Raw genomic sequence first — 21,461 nt, forward strand, 5'->3', positions numbered from 1 at the left:
AAGCGATGGTAAATTTTGTAATTACCTTGATTTACTGTAACTTTACACCTGCAAATAGCTATTACGAAATTAGTATGAATGAGAATCAAATAGAGAAAGAAAACCGTATTAATCCATTTTTTCTGCCATATAATACTCCCCACGATACCATCCCCTTCAATTCCATTCAGACTTCTGACTTTGAAGAGGCATTCATGGAGGGTATCCGTCGCGATAACGAAGCTATCCAAAAGATTATCGACGACAAAGATACACCCACTTTCGAAAACACCATCATACGTGTGGACAACGAAAACGGTGAGCATTATTACGACCTGCTGGGACGCGTATCAAACGTGTTTTCATGTATGTTGAGCGCAGAAACCACCGACGAACTGGACGAATTGGCTCAAAAGCTCAGCCCCATATTGACACAGCACTCCAACGACGTAAGGCTAAACAAGCCACTCTTCGAACGCATACAACATGTCTACAACCATCATCGCGAGCTTACACCTGAAGAGCAGATGCTGCTCGAAACAAGTTACGATAGTTTTGTAAGAAGCGGTGCATTGCTCAACGATGAGCAGAAAGAGACATTGCGCAAGCTGACAGAAGAGGCCGGCGTACTGTCTTTGCAATTCTCACAGAACTTGCTGAAAGAGAACAAAGCCTTCACGCTGCACCTGACCGACGAAAAAGACCTCGAAGGATTGCCCGATACTGCCATTGAAGCAGCAGCACAAACCGCGAAAGAGAAAAAAGAAAACGGCTGGATATTTACACTCGACTATCCTAGCTACAGCCCGTTCATGACCTACTCTGCACGCAGGGAACTCCGCAAGCAGATGTACATGGCCCGCAACACGGAATGTACACACGAGAACAGCGAGAACAATCTGGAGATCTGCAAGCGTCTCGTCAACCTGCGTCGTGAGACAGCCCAACTGCTGGGACACGATACTTATGCTGATTACGTGCTAAAACATCGTATGGCCAGCAACGTAGACAACGTCTATAAGCTCTTGGACGACCTCATCAAGGCATACAAGCCCACCGCCATAGAAGAGGTGAAAGAGATAGAACAACTGGCCAAACAAAGTGAGGGCGACGACTTCCAGATAGAGCCGTGGGACTTTGGCTACTACAGCCACAAGTTGCAAATGGAAAAGTATAACCTCGATGCAGAGATGCTTCGGCCATACTTTGAATTGTCGAAGGTTATTGACGGCGTGTTTGGATTGGCCAACCGACTCTATGGTATCACTTTCAAGGAGGCCAAAGACATCCAGGTATATCATCCCGACGTGAAGGCATACGAGGTCTATGACAAAGATGGCAGCTACCTGGCCGTATTCTATGCCGACTTCCACCCACGCAAGGGAAAACAGGGTGGAGCATGGATGACTGAATTCCAAGGCCAGTGGATTGACCATAAGGGAGTCAATGTACGTCCCCACGTGAGTGTGGTCATGAATCTGACCAAGCCCACCGACGAGAAACCTGCACTGCTGACACTTGGCGAGGTAGAGACTTTCCTGCACGAGTTCGGACACTCCTTGCATGGCATGTTTGCCAATACACGCTTCGAGAGTCTGAGTGGCACTAACGTGTGGTGGGATTTTGTTGAACTGCCCTCGCAGTTCATGGAAAACTATTCGGTAGAGAAAGAATTCCTACGTACCTTTGCTTTCCACTATCAGACTGGCGAACCTTTGCCCGACGAACTGATAGACCGCATTGTCCGTAGCCGCAACTTCCTCGCAGCCTATAACTGTCTGCGTCAAGTAAGTTTCGGGCTTTTGGACATGGCATACTATACACAGAAAGATGTTTTCGATGCAGATATTATGCCATTTGAAAAGGAAGCATGGAAAGATGCCATCATTACCAAGCAGCAACCCGACACATGTATGACGGTACAGTTCTCTCATATCATGGCTGGAGGATATGCCGCAGGCTACTATAGCTACAAATGGGCAGAGGTGTTAGACGCCGATGCGTTCAGTCTGTTCAAGAAAAACGGCATCTTCGACCAGGATACGGCACAGAGTTTCAGAGACAACATATTGTCAAAGGGAGGTACAGAGCATCCCATGACGCTCTATAAGCGTTTCCGCGGACAAGAACCTAGCATCGAAGCCTTATTGGTTCGCAACGGCATCAAGCAAGCATAAGCATGGATAAGAAACAGCAAAATCTGGATTTAAGATACCTACGCATGGCCAGAATATGGGCCGAGAACTCGTATTGCGAGCGTAGGAAGGTGGGCGCATTGGTGGTTAAGGACAAGATGATTATCAGTGATGGCTACAACGGGACGCCCAGTGGGTTTGAAAACGTATGCGAGGATGAGAACAGTCTGACCAAGCCATACGTGCTACATGCAGAAGCCAACGCCATAACCAAACTGGCACGCTCGTCTAACAACAGCGACGGGAGTACGCTCTATGTAACGGCTTCACCCTGTATAGAGTGTGCCAAACTGATTATCCAGGCCGGTATCAAGCGTGTTGTCTACGGTGAAAAATATCGCTTGGAAGACGGTATCAACTTATTAAAGAGGGCAAATATAGAAGTTATATATTTAAATCCTGACGACAATGAATCAGAATAGGAATCGTTATATGCCGCTATTGATGGCACTCAGTGTTGTCTTAGGTATTATTATCGGTACATTTTATGCCAACCATTTCTCTGGAAACAGGTTGAATATCATCAATTCGGGTAGTAACAGGCTCAATAACCTGTTGCACATTATTGACGACCAATACGTGGATAAGGTCAATATGGACTCGCTGGTAGACCATGCCCTTCCGCAGATATTGTCAGAACTGGACCCTCACTCTGTCTATATCAGCGCAGCAGACGTACAAGCTGCCAACGACGATTTGAAAGGTTCTTTCTCTGGAGTAGGTATTGAATTCACTATCAGGGAAGATACGATACACGTCCAAAACGTCATTAAGAACGGACCGGCAGAAAGAGCCGGCATTCTGGCAGGAGACAAAATTGTAAGTATCGACGGCAAACCTTTCGCTGGTAAAATGGTGACTCAGACCGAAGCCATGCACCGCCTGAAAGGGCCGAAAGATACAAAAGTCAAGATTGGCGTGCTGCGTTACGGCGTCAAGGGTGCAAAACAATTCACCGTAACGCGTGCCGACATTCCAGTGAAAAGCATTGCTGCCACCTATATGCTTGACGACAATACAGGCTATATACGCATCAAGAACTTCGGAGAAACCACCTATCCGGAACTGCTTATCTCATTGGCGAAGCTCTCACAAGAGGGATTCTCAAACTTAGTAATAGATCTTCGCGACAATACAGGAGGTTATCTGAACTCGGCTGTACAGATGGCCAACGAGTTTTTGCCAAAGAATAAGCTCATCGTCTATACCGAAGGACGTAAGAGTCCGCGTCAAGACTATCGCTCGGATGGACACGGAAGCTATCAAAAGATTCCTCTGATAGTACTCATCAACGAAGGTTCAGCATCGTCGGCAGAGATTTTTGCTGGCGCTATGCAGGACAATGACCGCGCTACTATCATCGGGCGTCGCTCGTTCGGAAAGGGCTTGGTACAGAAACAAATAGGTTTCCCCGATGGCAGCATGATTCGACTGACCATCGCACGCTACTACACTCCTTCTGGAAGATGTATTCAAAAGCCCTACACAGGCGGTAAATATACGGAGTATGAACAGGACTTAATTACCCGTTATCAGCATGGGGAATATTTCTCTCAAGACAGTATCAAGCACACTGGCCCTGCATATCACACGAGTATCGGACGTACCGTATACGGTGGTGGCGGTATCACACCAGACATATTCGTACCGGAAGATACACTCGGCATGACTTCTTATTACAAGCAAGCTGCCATGAGTGGACTTATCCTGCAATATGCTTTCACCTATACAGACGACAACAGACCGAAGTTGAACAACTTTAAGGAGATGTCGGAGTTGAGCGATTATCTGAAGAAACAGAATTTGGTAGATAAGTTTGCCACCTACGCAGAAAGCAAAGGACTGCAACGTCGCAACCTTCTCATCAAACGCAGTTACTCTTTACTCGACAAATACATCAACAGTCGAATCATCTATAACATGCTGGACGAAGAGGCATGGAATGAATATCTCAATATTTCAGACCCCGTAATCGACCACGCACTGGGAGTATTCAAAGCCAATGCTGCTTTCCCAAAGGTTGCAGAAAAGCCTACAACGCAAAAGAAAAAGAAATAAGAATAATAGGAGTGTGGCTTTCCACACTCCTATTTTGCTATATAAGATGGAAGTATTAGATAAAAAAAACCTGCGGAAACTTATCCGAGAACGAAAGAAGCAATATACTCCGGAGATGCTGACTGCCATGTCTAAGAACGTGACAGAGCGTATACTCGCGCATCCCAGAATCCAGCAAGCCCAGAATATCCTACTCTACTACTCTCTCCCCGACGAAGTTAACACACACCATTTGGCAGAACTACTGGTAGCAAAAGGGAAACAGATACTTCTACCCGTCATCATCGGTGAGTCTGACTTAATCCTCCGAAGCTACACCGGTACACAAGACTTGAAAGCCGATAATGCCTTTCACATACTAGAACCAATGGGCAAACTATTCACCGAGTATACCAAAATTGAGGTCGGTATCATTCCCGGTATGAGTTTCGACAATCGTGGAAACAGGTTGGGACGTGGCAAAGGATATTATGACAGACTGCTCGTACAGATGCCCCACTTATATAAGATAGGTGTATGTTTCGACTTTCAAAAGGTAGATTGTGTGCCAACATCAACATACGATGTTCGAATGGATGAGGTGTTATAGTGCTGACAATCAGTAAAACCTAATATCAGAGATGATAAATCCTCCCACCTGTTCATTCAGCCGACCGACCAGCTTCCCTTTCATCATACTGAGATCCTGACGCAATGCAGGATTGGAAACCTTGACCATCAGTGTTTGATTCTTGATAAATACAGACTGCGTATACCGAGCTATGGATGGTCCGACAACTATCGGCCATGAATCAACCAATCGTTTTTGCTTGAGAGGAATCTCCAATCCCTCTACACGCAAAACCTTATTAAGGACTTCGTCCAGTGTCAAGACCTGTCTTTTAAACATTGCTGACTATGCTTTTTCTGTTATTTCACCATTCTCAACTGAGAATAATTTATAATCACAATGGCTGCTCTGCAATATCTGATCAAGATGATCACGATTGGTATCAGTCATAAATATCTGCCCATAACTATCTCCTGATACCAGTTTTACAATCTGCTCTACTCGCCGAGCATCCAATTTATCGAAGATATCATCAAGCAACAACAAGGGAATAGTATTGGAAGAAGTCCGCTTGAGAAAATCAAACTGTGCCAATTTCAATGCCAGTACAAAAGTCTTATTCTGTCCTTGACTCCCCTCTCGCTTGATATGATAGCCCTCAAGGAGCATCTCTATATCATCCCGATGAATACCATGAAGAGAGTACCCCACAGCCCTGTCCTTGAAACGGTCACGCTGTATCACGTCCAACAAACGTCCACGACGACAATGCGACACATAGTTTAAAGATACAGTTTCCTTATTTTCCGAAATAGATTGATAGATTTGCTGGAACAACGGTATCAATTCACGGATAAAAGCATCCCGTTTTTGAAACACAAGTTCACCATTATCAGCCATCTGCTGCTCCCAGATTTCCATTAATTGCATATCCGGTTCAGCCTCCATCTTGAGCAAAGCATTACGCTGTTGCAACGCTTTATTATAGGCCATCAGGGCTTCCATGTAGTTATGGTCATACTGTGAAATCACAATATCCATCAATCTGCGACGCTCGTCACTCCCCCCATCAATCAGAATACTGTCGGCCGGAGACACAAAGACCAATGGAACAAGGCCTATATGCTCTACTAATCGCTTGTAATCTTTCTTATTACGCTTGAACCGTTTACGCTGTCCACGCTTCATTCCACAATATACTTCCTCTACCTCTGCGGCATCGTTAAGATACCGACCATTCAAAACCATGAAGTCTGTGTCATGCTTCATGACTTGAGAATCTATTGGATTGAAAGCACTTCTACAAAAGGAAAGATAGTAAATGGCATCCAGTAAATTGGTCTTCCCCTCACCGTTGCTCCCTATTAAGCAATTCAACTTCGGAGACAACTGTAAATCAGCCGACTCAATATTCTTAAAATTAATAATGGATAACTTTTCCAATAACATCGTAGATGCAAAGTTAGGGCTTTTGATATTCATAAACGAAAAAAAGGGGTAAATAAATTTCAATATATGAGATATATTCAGTACTTTTGCGACGATTATGGTATACAGGCATCAGCTGTATACCTTAGCTTTTTAGCCGAAATAATAAAAAACATATAAAAGTAATGTCAAAACAGAACGAACAGGGAGTTTTCGAAGCTAATGAAACTCTCAACAAGTCAGAAGCTTTCTTTGATAAGTACAAGAAAGCCATTATCGGTGCAGTCATTGCCCTTATTGTTATCATTGTAGCATTCTTCCTTTACAAGGCCTACGTAGCTGGTCCACGCGAAGAAAAAGCAAGTACGGAACTAGGAAAGGGACAAGAGTACTTCAACAACGAGATGTTCGACAAAGCTCTCAATGGAGACGGTGCAGGCTATGCAGGCTTTGTTAAGATTGCAGATGATTTCAGTGGAACGGACGCTGCCAACTTGGCTAACCTCTACGCTGGTCTTTGCTATGCCAATTTAGAGAAGTGGAACGATGCAGTAAAGTATCTGGATCAGTACTCACCTGCCGACGATTCTATGATAAGTCCGGCTGCGGTAGCTGCATTGGGTAATGCCTATGCACACGTAAATCAGTTGGACAAGGCTATCAGCAACCTGAAGAAAGCTGCCAGCATGGCCGATAGCGAGGGCAACGACGGAGTTAATGTCAGTCTTTCACCGACCTTCCTGTTACAAGCTGGTGAGCTTCTGGAAAGCCAAGGCAAGAAAGAAGAAGCTTTGAAAATATACCAAGACATCAAGAGCAAGTATGTAAATTCTGCACTCGTTCAGAGTCAGGAAATCGACAAATACATAGAACGCGCTTCGATATAAGATGGCTACAGCATTACATAATCTTTCAGATTACGACCTCAGCAAGGTTCCCGATGCTAGCAACATGTGCTTTGGCATTGTTGTTTCAGAATGGAATCCAGAGGTAACAGGAGCTTTGCTGGACGGCGCGGTGAAGACTTTTGAAAAGCATGGAGCACTGACAGAGAACATTCATGTGAAGACTGTACCTGGAAGTTTCGAACTTGTTTACGGCGCACACCAGATGGTCCTCAACGGTGGATATGATGCTGTCATCATCTTAGGATGCGTGATTCGTGGTGAAACACCACATTTCGATTATATCTGTCAAGGTGTAACCGCAGGTATTGCAAGGCTCAATGCCACTAGCGAGATTCCCGTTGTCTATGGTCTCTTGACTACCAATGATCTTCAGCAAGCTCAAGATCGCTGCGGTGGTCGACTCGGAAACAAAGGCGACGAATGCGCAATTGTTGCCATCAAAATGGCTAAATTCTAAAGAAGAATATAGTTGAAAGACTTTGCAGCTATAGATTTTGAAACTGCAAATGGTTACAGGACAAGCATTTGCAGTGTAGGTGTGGTGATAGTAGAGAATGGGGTTATAACCGATTCATACTATCACCTCATTCGTCCTATACCTAATTACTACAATCCGTACAATACAGCTGTGCATGGACTCACACGTGTAGACACCGATAATGCTCCCAGCTTTCCGGATGTATGGGCAGAGATTGCACCAAGAATCAAATATCTTCCACTCGTAGCCCACAATAAATCTTTCGATGAAAATTGCTTGAAGGCAGTGTTCCAGGCATACGAACTGGCATACCCCCACTACCCTTTCTTCTGTACACTCGCCGGTGCACGCAGACGATTCCGCAAAACAGAGATTGCCAACTATCAACTACATACGGTTGCAGCCAAGTGTGGATACACGCTAGAAAATCATCATCATGCTCTAGCTGATGCCGAGGCATGCGCCCATATAGCCATAAAGATATTATAATCCAACCATTCCTATTAAACGAAATGAAACTACATCAACTCTTTCAGGCATACGAATTCGACGAAATCATGCCCGTCATCAACGACATGTTCCCAGGAACCAGCAAGTACAGAGAACCATTAGAAACTGCATACAACATAATCTTGCAGATGAAGCCCGTACCCAACAAGGCTACCATCCGATATAAAATCATGGATTCAGACACGAAAGGAGAACAATATATGGGAGCAGAAGACAGTGCTTTCATGACAACATGGGAAGTGTGTCTGGGCAAAGATGTCTCCAAAGGTGGTGGTATCGACTTGAGCAATGCTGAGATATTGGCCAACTGCTTGGTCAACATGTGCTTCATCAGCAAATATCCCAAAGAATTTGAAGCAGCCCACAAGAAACTCTTGAAATAACAAAAAAGAGGGGATTAAATCCCCTCTTCCTCTGCTAATTCATCTTCTGTTTTCTGTGTTCCATTTCCTGTATCCAATTGGCTATCCTTTGAAATGGAAACACCTCCAGTCCTTGAAATCACCAATACCAAAGGCACATACTCATCGCTCATCCTATCCGGCGAACCGACACTGGCCGCAAAGCGTAACTTATCGCCTTGTGCCTCATCTAACACAATACCCAACAGCGCACTGTTTTTCTTGTATATATCGTCCACATAAGATTCAAAGTCTGCCTTCGTGAATGTTCTGTTAAAGAACTCTGAACCATCCTTACGGATAATTTTTACCGTTATCTGATTGTCATAATAACGATTTCCATTCCCATCATCGACTTGTTGCAAAGACTGATTAGCCTGTCTCACTACCAGAACCTTATATCTAGCGCCAAGCCACTCTACATCGCGTGTCTGCTGATAGTCTCCTATCTTCTGAGGCTTCTTATTCACTACCTGTGCTTTAGGCTTATGAGTAATAATATCCTGACTCTTTTTAGATTTTCCACACCCGGTTAATCCGCCAATAAGTGTGCAAGAAATGATGAAAGATAGAAATCGTTGCATTGTTAAATGATTCATTGAGAAAGCAAAGTTACAAAAAAACAATGATAAAATCAACTACCTCTCCTGTTAAAAGCTGATTTTACCATAGCCACAACGAAATATACCGCCAAATGACAATTCATTTATTTGGAATTTCACACGTCAATGTTTTTTCTTATCTTTGCATCAAATAGTCTACAATCGGCCCATCGAAAACAAACATTCTTTGCGCCTGTTCGCACTATCCCTGTTACCAACCAATAGAAATTGCAAATGAAGAAGCATCTCTTTTACATACTCATGTCGGTTGCCATCTTCTGTTCATGCTCCCAACGGAAAGCCGGTGAGGCAACAGTAGCATCCCCTATCGACACCATTCCGCAAATGATAATGCAAATCCAAAGAACATCGCGACTCTATACGACGGAATGCAAGGTACATAAAATTATCACTCATAATGACCAGAAAAAACTCTCAGGCTCATTCATGAACAAAGATTTCAGCATCGACCTCCCACTAGGCAACCGCAAGGTTGCCATCCCCATAGATGCCACCATTAAGGCATATATAGACTTCGACTCTTTCTCGAAGGCCAATGTACACAAGAATGGGGATAAAATCAACATTATATTGCCCGACCCCAAACTCGTGCTTACCAGTTCAAAAATCAATCATCAAGAGGTCAGACAATACGTAGCACTAACCCGTTCCGACTTCAGTGATGCCGAACTTGCATCATACGAGAAGCAAGGACGACAAGCTATCATCAATGATATACCTCGTTTAGGCATCCTCCATCAGGCGCAAGAGAGTGCCGCCCGCACCCTCATTCCAATCATCAGACAGATGGGGTATGCAGAAGAAAACATAACCATCACATTCCGCAAGAAATTCACTCTCAGCGATTTACCGACTCTACTCGACAACTCCACTGTAGAAAAACGAAACTAAAGCCCCATGGAACAGCCTCATAACCATCCTTTACTCACAGCTTTGAAGCACATGTCAAAGGCTGTATGGATAACCATCATCAGCATTTTCCTGCTGATAGCTATCGCCATATCTATCGTCATTTGGTACAATCGCGACAACCATATAGCCATTCACAGCGACAATCGTATTGACATCAGCCCTACCCAGATTCGCTCTATAGAAAATATTGGCGAATGGGAATTCCTTTCCATCAGCGATGAGGAACTGGTAGATACCATCAAACGAGGCTTTTTCGGCGATTCAAAACTTGTACGCATCTATTACGGAACGCTACGCATGGGACTCAACCTGCATGAAGCCACCCCTGGCTGGATAAAGACCGACGGCGATACGTTGCGAGCTACCCTCCCACCTATCAAACTCCTAGACCATGATTTCATTGATGAGACCAAGACACAATCATTCTACGAAGAAGGGAAATGGACCAATGCCGATCGCGAGGCACTCTACAGAAAGGCATATAGACTCATGAAACAGCGTTGCCTTACGCCACAGAACATAGATAACGCACAAGAAAATGCCACCCGGCAATTTTATAGTCTCTTCAAATCTATGGGGTTTGAGAATGTCCGTATCAAGTTTCAAGACAACAAAATGGAGTGATATGGATTTCTCATATCACTCCAGACTCTTTCCTTCTTTCATTTCCTGATTTTACTGCAAAGCCTTAGCAGCAATGCTGCAAAGGCCTAACAATCTTGCTGCAAAGACCAGACAGTGATGCTGCCGAGCCTTTGCAGTTTTGGCATTCCACTTACCCAGTCCAGCCAACGATAACGGCTGTCGGCCAAAGTTTATTTCACATGCACGAGATTATAATCTCGCGTGCCGATACCTAGATGCTGCGCCCAATACAGAATGCGCGTACCATGCCGGGAAACGATACGCTCTACCAAGTCACGATTGCCTTCATCATTGCTGTTGAACACCAAATCGACGCATGCCTGATCAAGTGCTACGGGATCCAGACTAGCCATTACGCCTACATTCTTCATCTTCGGTTCTGCCGGATGGCTAGCACAATCGCAGTCTACACTGAGATTATTCATCACACTGATATACAATATCTTGTCACCGAAGTGATTGGCTATAGCCCCGGCAGCCTCTGCCATAGCATCCTTAAACTCGTCAATACCTGCCAGATGCTTTGACCACGTCTCACTGTTCAGCTTCTCATCGACACCACGCGTATGGATATACGCCTTTCCATTGGTACTGGCACAACCTATAGACATGTTCTTCAATGCACCACCGAAACCTCCCATTGAGTGCCCCTTAAAGTGATTCAGCATAATCATGAAGTCGTAGTTCAACATGCCTTTACCGACAATATCTTTCTTCAACAGGTGAGAACCAGCCGGCACAGGAATAGAAGTCTCGCCGAATTCGTCCATAATATCAACCTTGGCAATCTTGTCGAATCCGTGGTTGGCAATCGTCTGACGGTGCTTACTGATTTCCTGGCGCGACCCACCGTAAGCCGTATTGCACTCCACAAGCGTACCATTGACACTCTTCACCAAATCCTTAATCAGTTCAGGCTTCAGATAATTGTTGCCACCCTGCTCTCCTGTAGAAATCTTCACAGCCACACGTCCGGTAGCAACGCGCCCCAATGCCTTATAGACCTTGACAAGATTCTCAGGTGATATGGAATCCATGAAATAAACCGTAGCGCGGTCCACCTGCTTGTCAGGTGCCGAAACCGTGTGCTGTGCGCTACATGCTGAGGTCATCGCCACAGCCATGAGCATTGAAACAAAAACTCTTCTCATCATTGTTCTGTCTTGTTATATTAATCTTATATTTAAATATCTATTGAAAAACCTCCCATGACCGTTGCCCTAGGCATGGTAAATCCGGCATAAGTCTCGTATCTCTGTGCCAGCAGATTCTCACCGGAAACCTGTAGCCTCAACCACGCCAATGCCTGATATGCCAACCGTGCATTCCACAATACATAGCTCTCGGCACTAGCATCTTTTTCCGTTGAAGTGACCAGATGTCCCACCCACTGAGCGCCTGTCGACACATTCCATCGGCCATGTATATAATCTATTCCCACATAGAGTTTGTGGCGAGGAGCAGAGGTTACAACCTTTGAAGTATGAAGGAAACTATAGTTGCCATTCAGACACCAATCTGCCGACAGCCGATAAGCAGCAGTGGCCTCAATTCCCCAATTTTCGGTTTTACCTATATTCTCATTCTGCATACGCCCATTCACCATATTCGTCTGAATAAGATTATCCGCATTCAGATAGAAAACATTGAGACTATAATTAAAATGAGAATCAACGGTCTGAGCCCACGATAGTTCATAATTCATCAATCGCTCAGGATTCAGAGCCGGATTAGCCGACCTGAACATATAGAGTTCGCGCAACGTGGGATTACGGAATCCTTTACTCACCATTGCCTTCAAGGTAGATGCACTTGTAGGACGATAGCTCAAACCTATCTGGGGTATCCAAGAACTACCCGAAACGGAATGATGATTGTAGCGAAGACCGGCATCCAAGGTCAAAAAACTCAAGAGCGACTGTCGGAAGAGTATATATCCTGCCAACTCGTCCGTCTGCCTGTCATCAGCCAAATAGCTGCGCGCACCATCCGCCATAGCAGCATTCCACGCCGTCCCATCCGTATGCTGATAGTCGAATCCGAAAGTAGTATGATTACCAGTAAACAGCTTGAACGTTTCATAGAGATGAACCCCATACATGTGGTCGCGCAGATGGAATAAATAATCCCGTGGCTTGCTGTCCCCTGCATATCCATCATTGATTTTATGATGCCCCCAATTCGTATAATAGGTGGCAGAGCCTGACATATTTCGATACTCATTCTGGATACTGGCCGAAGCCACACCACGCCGTATGTTCATGATATTATCAAGCATAGGCACAAACACTGTTCCTGGATTCTGCGAAATATAATGCGTCAGATTGACGTCTGCCAAAACACTCCAATGCTTATTCAACTGGTAAGCAAACTTATCAAAAAATGTATATTGTTCGAAGTGCATGTGGCGACGATGCCCATCGGAAGCTGCTGCCGCCACGCCTACAACATTCGTCAAACTCCCTAACCTGAGTTCACTAACATAATCTCCAGCTATAGTTCCATACGAACCACCCTGCAACATGAGATGCTGCCGGTAACCATTGCGATTTGCCTGCCGGGTAATAATATTCATGACGCCACCCATAGCATTGCTGCCATAGAGCACAGATGCCGGTCCTCGCACCACTTCTACCCTCTCGGCCAGCAGGCTCTGATAAGCATCGGCAACCGTATGTCCCATCAATCCCGTATATTGCGGGTGTCCATCAACAAGAACCATCATCTCCGTTGTGGGCGAACCGCCGACACCGCGCATCTTCAGACCGCCTGCTGCTCCCGTTGAAACACCATATCCAAGTAGGCCTCTGCTCGTAACAAACAATCCAGGTACTTGCTCATTGACGATTGGCAATAGATTTATATGCTGACTATTGATTATAGTGGCACGATCAATAACAGACAGCGTAAGTGGCAACTGCCGGATAGCAGTCTTCAACCTAGTACCAGTAACTACAACCTCATCAATGCTATCGGTAAGCACGTCTGACGCTCTCGTCACATAGGGGCAACACACTCCTACTGCAAACACAAAAAAAGCTATAGAATAACGATATAAAATATTCATGTTACAAAAGTATATAAATTTCGCAAAGCACCCATTACCCGTATGACAGATTAAATAACCAATTTTACTGCTAGACAGAATATTGGAAAATAAAAAAGGAAATATGCCGCGACGGGCATATTTCCTTGCAAACCAATTTAACCAATAACATGATGAACAATTCCTTTGACTAACGTACCTGCAACGTGATACTACCGTCTTTCAAACCGACTCCACGCGCACGAAGTTGAATCTCTCCAGTCGACTTTCCACTCTGTAACACCACCAAGCAACGCCCGTTAAAGGCTTTGCGCTTATTGTCCTTAAATCGCTCCAAGGAGTATTGGCAGCCATTGTCTACACCAGCAATCTTCACATCACCCTCAGTCGAGAAATAGAGTTGATTGCCGGCATCCGGACATACGTTGCCATCCTTGTCTACAACTTCGATGGTTACAAATGCCAAACTCTTTCCATTGGCCTGCAATACTTGACGATCGGCCTTCATACGTAGATGATCAGGATTGCCGGCAGTATGTATTTCCTGCTCACGAACTATCTGTCCATCCTTCCGAGCAACAACTTTCACCGTACCAGGAGCATACTTTACACGCCACATCACGTGATAATCATGCGTTCCCTTCTTACGAATACCGGCACTCTGCCCATTCACAAAGAGTTCTACCTCGTCGGCCTGATTGTAATAACACCACATGTCTATAGTCTGTCCGGGCATCCAATTCCAATGTGGGAAGAGATGTAATACAGGCTTGTCGGTCCACTCGCTTTGGTACATATAGTACACATCTTTCGGGAAACCTGCCAAATCGATAATTCCGAAATAGCTGCTACGTGCAGGGAAATTATATGGAGTAGGTTCACCTATATAGTCCCAGCCAGTCCATATAAATTGACCACTCACATAAGGAGTATGTTTCACCACATCCCAAGTAGGCTCGTGTGTACTCCCCCATGCAGCACGCATATTGTCATACGCACTACATGAGAATGATGGATCTGTATAAGGTAAACGCCAATGTGTAGGAGCTATATACACTGAATCGCTTGGCATCATATAATAACCACGTGTCTGAAGAGCCGACACCGACTCCGACATGATAAAAGGCTTACCAGGGAAATTTGCTGGAACATCTTTGATATTCTGATGATGGTAATTGAAACCGATGATGTCCAGTGCACCACTCTTAAACAGATGATTCTGTGGAGACGGTTCACTACAACCAGCTGTTATTGGGCGTGTAGTATCAAGCCTGCGAACGATATTGGCTAACCAGATTGTTAAACGTGCATTATCACTCAATCCCTTTTCCCGTTGCTGAAGCTCTGATGAATCATGAGCAGCATTCAACAAAATATTAACATCGCCAACCTCTGCTCCTTTCTTAGGATTCCACTGTTCCAGCACCTCATTTCCCAAACTCCACATGATGACAGATGGATGATTACGATCACGAAGTACCAAATCGGTCAAATCGCGTTCTGCCCATTTGTCAAAAAAGAGGGCATAGTCAAACGTTGTCTTTTTCTGTCTCCACATGTCAAAACTCTCGTCCATCACGATAAACCCCATAGAATCGCACAAGTCGAGAAGTTCCGGGGCTGGTGGATTATGCGAACAACGAATGGCGTTGCATCCCATTTCTTTGAGCATACGCAATTTACGTACAAGAGCATCGGTATTGATAGCTGCCCCCAAACATCCTAAATCATGATGGTCACAGACACCATTTATCTTCAGATTCTTGCCATTCAGCCAAAATCCGGTCTTATTATCGAAACGGAAATCACGGAAACCAGTGGTCGTGGTTACTTCATCTATGACTTTGCCACCAAGCAGAACTTCCGTCTTTACTTTATATATATAAGGATTATCTATCGACCACAGTCTAGGATTCTTTACCCGCAAACGTTGGCTGAACATGCTACTTTCATTGCGTGCAACTACACGCTGATTGGCATCATAGATGGTATTACGCACTATGGGTTTCTGCCCCTGGTGTCCTTCGTCGACCAAAGAAGTATTTACGGAAACCTGCCCTTTCGACGTAGTCTGAACATGTACTCCCCAATGGGCTATGCGCAATGCCTCGGTTTGTGTAAACCACACATTACGATAGATGCCACAACCCGCATACCAACGCGAATTAGGCTGTTCGGAATTATCAACCTTAACAGCTATCACATTATCTCCTTTAACTAGATAAGGAGTGAGGTCGTATTCAAAGCCTATATATCCATACGGACGCTCTCCTAGCTTGTGACCATTGATGTAGACAGAAGAATTCATATAAACACCATCGAACTCTACAAAATAGCGCTTTCCCTGCCCAAGGTTTTGTATTGTAAAATGTTTACGATACCAACCTATACCACCAGGCAAAGCCCCTCCATTGGCGCCAGAGGGATTGGCTGCATGGAAATCACCCTCTATAGCCCAATCATGCGGTAAATCAAGCCGTCTCCATTTAACATCTTGATAATCCGGATTAGACATTTCTTTTGAGTCTGCTAAGGCAAACAACCAACCATCTGTAAATAACTGACGATCACGGGCATACGCTACTGACAACGGTCCGAGTGTCAATAAAAATAATAAAAGAAGCTTTTTCATGATTATAATTTTATAGTTATATGTTTTCCGGTATAAGTGACAATGCGACCTTGCGCTGTGTCAAGATTCAGATTTTCTACTTTCTGCCTGGGTGTACGCAATACAACCTTGAACCGGCGCTGCTTCAACATGCCATCAAACTCGCCTTGGCGGTTTCCTATTGTCAAAGTACGCTTGCTGTCATCGTAATTGAACGAAATAGTAGCATACTTACCTTTCTCGTAATTATAGTTTACACCCTCGTCTTCGTAGAGCGTAAATTCTCCGTTTTTACCAGCATAGACATATAAGGTTATCAGTTCGGGTTTCTTCTCATCGCTCCACTCTATCTCCGGACCAAAAGGAATTATCGCACCCTGCGGTACAAATACAGGAATCTTCTCATACGGTGCATCGGCAGTAATGGTCTGCCCACCCTGATAATACTGATTCGTGTATAGGTCGTACCATCCTGTTTGTTTGGGCAAATACACCTGACGTGTACGTGCCTTGTATACTCCGACCGGGCATGCCATCAATGATGGGCCAAACATCCATTGGTCTTTAATATCGTTAACAGCAGTATCATTCGTGAAATCCATCACCAAAGCACGCATCATCGTATAGTCCTTGAAATGGACTGCACCTGCCATGCTATAGAGATATGGCATCAATCGATAGCGCAACTTATCATAAGTAACAATTGTTTGATACGCTGGATGGGACTCTGGAGCAATATTCCAAACTTCACGCAATGGCCATTGGCCATGTGCACGGTACAATGGGATAAAGCAACCAAACTGATTCCAGCGAGTCTGCAATTCACGCCATTCTTTCAAATCCTCATTTTCTTCGCCTGTAGCATCAAAATGCTGCTGAGCAGCTATATAGCGATTTTCTACGCAGAAGCCACCCTGATCCATGCCCCAGAAAGGTAAACCGCATAATGAATAGTTCATGCCGGCAGTCATCTGCGCACGCATATCTTCCCAACGTGTACCAATATCGCCACTCCACGATGCTGTTCCATAGCGTTGCTCACCGGCAAATCCGCTACGAGTAAGCAGGAATACACGGGTATTAGGATTCACGGAGCGCTGGCCATTATAGATGGCGTCAGCATTCACGATGCTATAAGCATTGAAGAATTCTGTACTGGAACCAAGAGCTGTCGGTCCACTCAATGCCTTGCGATACCACATTGGAGTGCAATCACGAACATTCGGTTCGCTCGCATCCATCCACCAGGCATCTATACCATACTTGTATTTACTATATAGATTTTCATCCATCTGACGCCAAAACATCTTACGAGCACCTGGATCATAAGCATCGTAGAAAGACCCCATAAAGCCTAACCAGTCATAAATACTATCTTTAATAGCCTGATGATAAATCCATCCTTTACTGTCTAATTCCTTATAATTCTTTACTGAACTATAGAACTTGGGCCAAACCGAAATCATAAAGCGTCCATTCATGGCATGCACACTATCGAGCATAGCCTGCGGATTGGGGAAACGGGACTCTTCAAAGGTATGACTTCCCCAACTATCCAATTTCCAATAGTTCCAATCTTGAACAATATTATCTACTGGAATATGACGCCTACGGAACTCTGCCAATGTATTTTCTATATCAGCTGAAGATTTATAGCGCTCTCTACTCTGCCAAAAACCCAACGACCATTTAGGGAAGACTTGCGCCTTACCTGTCAATGTACGATATCCAGAGATGACATCATCCATATTCTGCCCAGCTATAAAATAGTAGTCCATATCTCTACTCATCTCACTCCAGATACTGAGCTTATTCTGTTCTGCCTCACTTTGGGGTACAGCAGCACGCAATCCACAATACGAAACATCTCCGTCTGGATACCAATCTATCAACAGGCGAGCCTTTACACCTTCTTTCAAAGGATGGGTAAATTTATAAGAGTTGGGATTCCACGCTGTACGCCAACGCTCAGTAACGACTTCCTTACCGTCTATGAACACTTTTACGTAACCTGCATAATACAGGATAAAGCGATAGAGATTATCGACCGGTGCCTCAACAAATCCCTCATACGTCACATGAGAACCGTTCAGTTTGAATCCTTGAGGAAGATTGCCTATCGTTTCTGAATTCTCAAAATAGATACTATCTTCAGAACGTTCAATCTTTTGTCCGTCTTTAGCAATATAAGTTCCTGTTAATGAGCCGACTTTCCCGTTCTTATCATAAAGCTTGAATGCCCCATTCAACTGCAAATAATCATTTGGATTTCCGAAACGGCAATAAGAATAGCTATCCCATAACAGGCCATAATTCTTATTGCTAATGACAAAGGGTACACTAATCTTCGTGTTGTATTGGAACAAATCCTCATTCTTACCCTTCATAGACAATTCCTCTGATTGATGTTGCCCCAATCCATAAAAAGCCTCATCAGCAGGACTATCAAAGACCGCATGCCATGTCCATCCATTTCTTTGGGCGTCAGTAAGCGTTCCTACTCCAATCTCACGCTGTGGAACTACGAACGGCCTAAAAGTCTTACCGTGCTGTTCGGCTTCTGATAAAAGAGTCTTGCCATCACGTGTCAAAAAGCGGACACGCCCCGTCTGCTTATCTACCACTGCCTGCAACTGCTTCGTAAACACCGTCAGTATATTACCTTTTTCGGTTACACTGTACTTCGAAGTCGCCGTTTGAGGAACAATTATAAGACTATTCTTCACTGGAAATGAGGTCTCCCGTGTAGACTCCACACGAATAATCTTATCATGAATAACTTGGAGACGAACAAGTTTCGGACTCACTAAAGATTGTTTCTCCACTTGAATGGTTATCATGTTACCCGACTGTGTATAACTTTTTGCCGACACATTCAGAGTACCAAAAGACATGATACCACAAAAAAAGATAGTTTTTAAAGTATTCATTGATTGTTTAGTACAATAGTTTGCTACAAAGATACGATATTTATATCAAAATCATATATTTTCTTTTAAGATTCAAACAATTTATATCTTTCTAATTGCATGAACAAAAAAGAAGGGATTACACCTCACGGTGAAATCCCTACAATATCCCAATTTGAACTAAAAACCAGATAGATAAAATACCTAATATCTATCCCTCATGCAGTATTCTCTTAATCCGAACACCACATCAATCATAATTAACATTTTAAATTATGTTCTCATATCATGCAAACACCTTGTATACACCTCTACGTTGATTTTCTTTTCATGATAGACGGCAACATGGCATCTGTGTTATTCTATCCTACTTTAGATGTTACAAATATAAAATAAATCTAAAAACAAAGAGCAATCTATAATAACAATGATTGTTAATTAAATTTGTTTTAACATTTTATCAAAACTATCACTGATAACAAGCCAAAATATGAACTATACAAAAAGGGCTGATCCCTATACAAGAAATCAGCCCTCATTACAAACATAGGAACTATGCTTTAATCTAATAACATCTTAAAATATACCGAGTCTACCAAAAAGTATCAAGACACCAATACCTAATACTAATGTAATAACACCTACTATGATACCTACTTTAAGCATATCGTTCTGACGAACCAGTCCTGTAGAGAACGCAATAGCATTCGGCGGCGTACTAATAGGCAAACACATAGCAGCAGAAGCTGCCACAGCAATACCCACGAGAACTGTAACCGTTCCACCAATAGCACCCAGACTCTCACCCATACCCTTACAAACGACTGCAAGAATAGGAAGCAACAAGGCCGCTGTGGCTGTATTACTGATGAAATTACTCAACGCATAGCAAATCAGACAAGCTACAATAAGGATGACAAACGGATTCCACTGACCGAATGGAATACTCTTGATAGCCTGCTCGGCCAAGCCTGTACCATTCATAGCCATACCGAGTGCGAATCCTCCGGCAACCATCCAAATAACACTCCAGTCAATATCCTGCAAGTCCTTTGCACTCAAGACACCAGTTAGGGCAAATACGGCTATTGGCAACATGGCAGTAGTATTCGCATTGATACCTACTTTATCACCAAACACCCATAATAAGATTGTAACGACAAACGTGACGGCCACAACTACTGTACGCCAATTACGACTCATGTCACCATTGATTTCCAGATTAATAGTCTTTTGCTTAAATGGGAACAGTTTGGTCAAAAGAAACCATGCTATTGTCAACAATACCAGTACCAGAGGAATCATAATCATCATCCACTGAACGAAGGTAATACCCATATTCAGTCCTGCCGGATCATTCAAATACTTGATGGCAAAAACGTTGGGGGGCGTACCAATAGGCGTACCCATACCACCAATGTTCGCACCGATAGGGATTGCCAAAGTCAGGGCAATACGTCCCTTACCTTCAGGAGGCAAAGCCCGGAACACCGGAGTCAGGAATGTAAGCATCATAGCAGCCGTAGCCGTGTTGCTGATAAACATAGAGAAAATACCGGTAATAAGCAAAAAGCCCAAAAGCACATTTTCCGACTTGTTACCAAAAGGTTTAATCATGGCTTTGGCCATCATCACATCCAGCCCACTCTTGGTTGCTGCGATAGCTAATACAAATCCACCTAAGAACAGAATGATGGTTGGATCGGCAAAGCAAGCCATAATACCAACGGAGTCAAGCAACTGTCCATACTGACCTTCTGCACCTTGGAAAAACTTAAAGGAACTGTTGGAAACGAAGAAGAGCAGCACGAAGATAATGGAAACGGAGGTAGCCCATGCGGGAATAGCCTCGGTTATCCACAGCAAGACAGCCATTACGAAGATGGCAATAACGCGTTGCTGAACTACAGTAAGCCCATCAATGCCGAAAAAAGCAATAGGAAGATTCCATACGATTACGGTGACAAGCATCGTAATCGCAAACATCAGGAATTTCGTTTTATTGAAATCACCCGATAAAACTTTGTGAAGTGTTTCTTGCATAATAGATTGTCAATTAGTTAATAATAGATTTAGACATGCTGACAAAGATATAGAAAAAACATATAATAAATACATTTGACCTATAAATTTATGCAAAAAAGAACTTTTTTATCATCACTCTCACATATTATCTTGCGGATATACCCATCCAAAATATACATAGAC

General features: G+C 43.9%; 18 protein-coding genes. 10 read left to right on the forward strand and 8 right to left on the reverse strand.

From position 1 onward, the window contains the following. Positions 1 to 74 precede the first annotated feature (74 nt). The 4 genes from ACZ42L_RS04505 to ACZ42L_RS04520 are packed head-to-tail and all read left to right on the forward strand — an operon-like array spanning position 75 to position 4,821. Positions 75 to 2,156 carry a M3 family metallopeptidase gene (locus ACZ42L_RS04505; protein ID WP_464701006.1) on the forward strand — a complete coding sequence of 694 codons (2,082 nt, stop codon included), beginning with the start codon at positions 75 to 77 and terminating at the stop codon, positions 2,154 to 2,156. Between the two features lie 2 nt (positions 2,157 to 2,158). After that, a complete protein-coding gene (locus ACZ42L_RS04510; protein ID WP_464701008.1) occupies positions 2,159 to 2,596 on the forward strand; it encodes a deoxycytidylate deaminase in 438 nt (145 codons plus the stop codon). Then, a complete protein-coding gene (locus ACZ42L_RS04515) occupies positions 2,583 to 4,232 on the forward strand; it encodes a S41 family peptidase (RefSeq protein WP_464716751.1) in 1,650 nt (549 codons plus the stop codon). Before ACZ42L_RS04510 ends, ACZ42L_RS04515 begins: the two co-directional genes overlap by 14 nt. Positions 4,233 to 4,278: 46 nt before the next feature. Continuing rightward, the gene (locus ACZ42L_RS04520; RefSeq protein WP_464701012.1) at positions 4,279 to 4,821 is read left to right on the forward strand and encodes a 5-formyltetrahydrofolate cyclo-ligase; all 543 of its coding nucleotides are present in this window, start codon (positions 4,279 to 4,281) and stop codon (positions 4,819 to 4,821) included. 9 nt (positions 4,822 to 4,830) lie between these two features. Here the strand turns inward: ACZ42L_RS04520 and ACZ42L_RS04525 are convergent, their stop codons facing one another. Both ACZ42L_RS04525 and recF read right to left on the reverse strand, forming a co-directional pair. Continuing rightward, positions 4,831 to 5,121, reverse strand: coding sequence for a DciA family protein (locus tag ACZ42L_RS04525; protein ID WP_464701014.1), 291 nt, complete (start codon positions 5,119 to 5,121; stop codon positions 4,831 to 4,833). Positions 5,122 to 5,127: 6 nt separating this feature from the next. Then, the gene (gene recF, locus ACZ42L_RS04530) at positions 5,128 to 6,231 is read right to left on the reverse strand and encodes a DNA replication/repair protein RecF (protein WP_464716975.1); all 1,104 of its coding nucleotides are present in this window, start codon (positions 6,229 to 6,231) and stop codon (positions 5,128 to 5,130) included. 164 nt (positions 6,232 to 6,395) lie between these two features. Here recF and ACZ42L_RS04535 point away from each other — a divergent pair, with 164 nt between their 5' ends. Genes ACZ42L_RS04535 through ACZ42L_RS04550 form a run of 4 tightly spaced genes read left to right on the forward strand, consistent with a single transcriptional unit; the run spans position 6,396 to position 8,489 of the window. Beyond that, positions 6,396 to 7,097 (forward strand): tetratricopeptide repeat protein, encoded by a 702-nt coding sequence (locus ACZ42L_RS04535; protein ID WP_464716752.1) that lies wholly within the window; start codon positions 6,396 to 6,398, stop codon positions 7,095 to 7,097. Between the two features lies 1 nt (position 7,098). Next, positions 7,099 to 7,575 (forward strand): 6,7-dimethyl-8-ribityllumazine synthase, encoded by a 477-nt coding sequence (gene ribH / locus ACZ42L_RS04540; RefSeq protein WP_464716753.1) that lies wholly within the window; start codon positions 7,099 to 7,101, stop codon positions 7,573 to 7,575. A gap of 12 nt (positions 7,576 to 7,587) precedes the next feature. Continuing rightward, entirely contained in the window at positions 7,588 to 8,085 is a 498-nt protein-coding gene (locus ACZ42L_RS04545) for a 3'-5' exonuclease (RefSeq protein WP_464716754.1), read from the forward strand. 23 nt (positions 8,086 to 8,108) lie between these two features. Continuing rightward, the gene (locus tag ACZ42L_RS04550; protein WP_464701021.1) at positions 8,109 to 8,489 is read left to right on the forward strand and encodes a DUF6557 family protein; all 381 of its coding nucleotides are present in this window, start codon (positions 8,109 to 8,111) and stop codon (positions 8,487 to 8,489) included. 14 nt (positions 8,490 to 8,503) lie between these two features. Here ACZ42L_RS04550 and ACZ42L_RS04555 read toward each other — a convergent pair whose 3' ends face one another. After that, positions 8,504 to 8,977 (reverse strand): DUF4738 domain-containing protein, encoded by a 474-nt coding sequence (locus ACZ42L_RS04555; protein ID WP_464716755.1) that lies wholly within the window; start codon positions 8,975 to 8,977, stop codon positions 8,504 to 8,506. A 366-nt stretch (positions 8,978 to 9,343) separates the two neighbouring features. Here ACZ42L_RS04555 and ACZ42L_RS04560 point away from each other — a divergent pair, with 366 nt between their 5' ends. Both ACZ42L_RS04560 and ACZ42L_RS04565 read left to right on the forward strand, forming a co-directional pair. Beyond that, entirely contained in the window at positions 9,344 to 10,021 is a 678-nt protein-coding gene (locus ACZ42L_RS04560) for a DUF4230 domain-containing protein (protein WP_464716756.1), read from the forward strand. Between the two features lie 6 nt (positions 10,022 to 10,027). Then, entirely contained in the window at positions 10,028 to 10,666 is a 639-nt protein-coding gene (locus ACZ42L_RS04565; protein WP_464716757.1) for a DUF4230 domain-containing protein, read from the forward strand. A gap of 191 nt (positions 10,667 to 10,857) precedes the next feature. On the opposite strand, the gene ACZ42L_RS04570 is transcribed toward ACZ42L_RS04565, so the two are convergent. From ACZ42L_RS04570 to ACZ42L_RS04590, 5 genes are all read right to left on the reverse strand, one after another. Further along, positions 10,858 to 11,838, reverse strand: a complete 981-nt coding sequence (locus ACZ42L_RS04570) for a DUF362 domain-containing protein (protein ID WP_464703952.1) — start codon at positions 11,836 to 11,838, stop codon at positions 10,858 to 10,860. A gap of 32 nt (positions 11,839 to 11,870) precedes the next feature. Then, positions 11,871 to 13,754, reverse strand: coding sequence for a TonB-dependent receptor (locus ACZ42L_RS04575; RefSeq protein WP_464716758.1), 1,884 nt, complete (start codon positions 13,752 to 13,754; stop codon positions 11,871 to 11,873). 169 nt (positions 13,755 to 13,923) lie between these two features. Then, complete coding sequence (locus ACZ42L_RS04580; protein WP_464716759.1) at positions 13,924 to 16,365, reverse strand: glycoside hydrolase family 2 TIM barrel-domain containing protein; 2,442 nt, start codon at positions 16,363 to 16,365, stop codon at positions 13,924 to 13,926. Positions 16,366 to 16,367: 2 nt separating this feature from the next. Further along, complete coding sequence (locus tag ACZ42L_RS04585) at positions 16,368 to 19,274, reverse strand: TIM-barrel domain-containing protein (RefSeq protein ID WP_464716760.1); 2,907 nt, start codon at positions 19,272 to 19,274, stop codon at positions 16,368 to 16,370. Positions 19,275 to 19,829: 555 nt separating this feature from the next. Next, the gene (locus ACZ42L_RS04590; RefSeq protein ID WP_464701034.1) at positions 19,830 to 21,296 is read right to left on the reverse strand and encodes an SLC13 family permease; all 1,467 of its coding nucleotides are present in this window, start codon (positions 21,294 to 21,296) and stop codon (positions 19,830 to 19,832) included. Positions 21,297 to 21,461: the final 165 nt, after the last annotated feature.

The organism is Prevotella mikamonis (genome assembly GCF_055381405.1).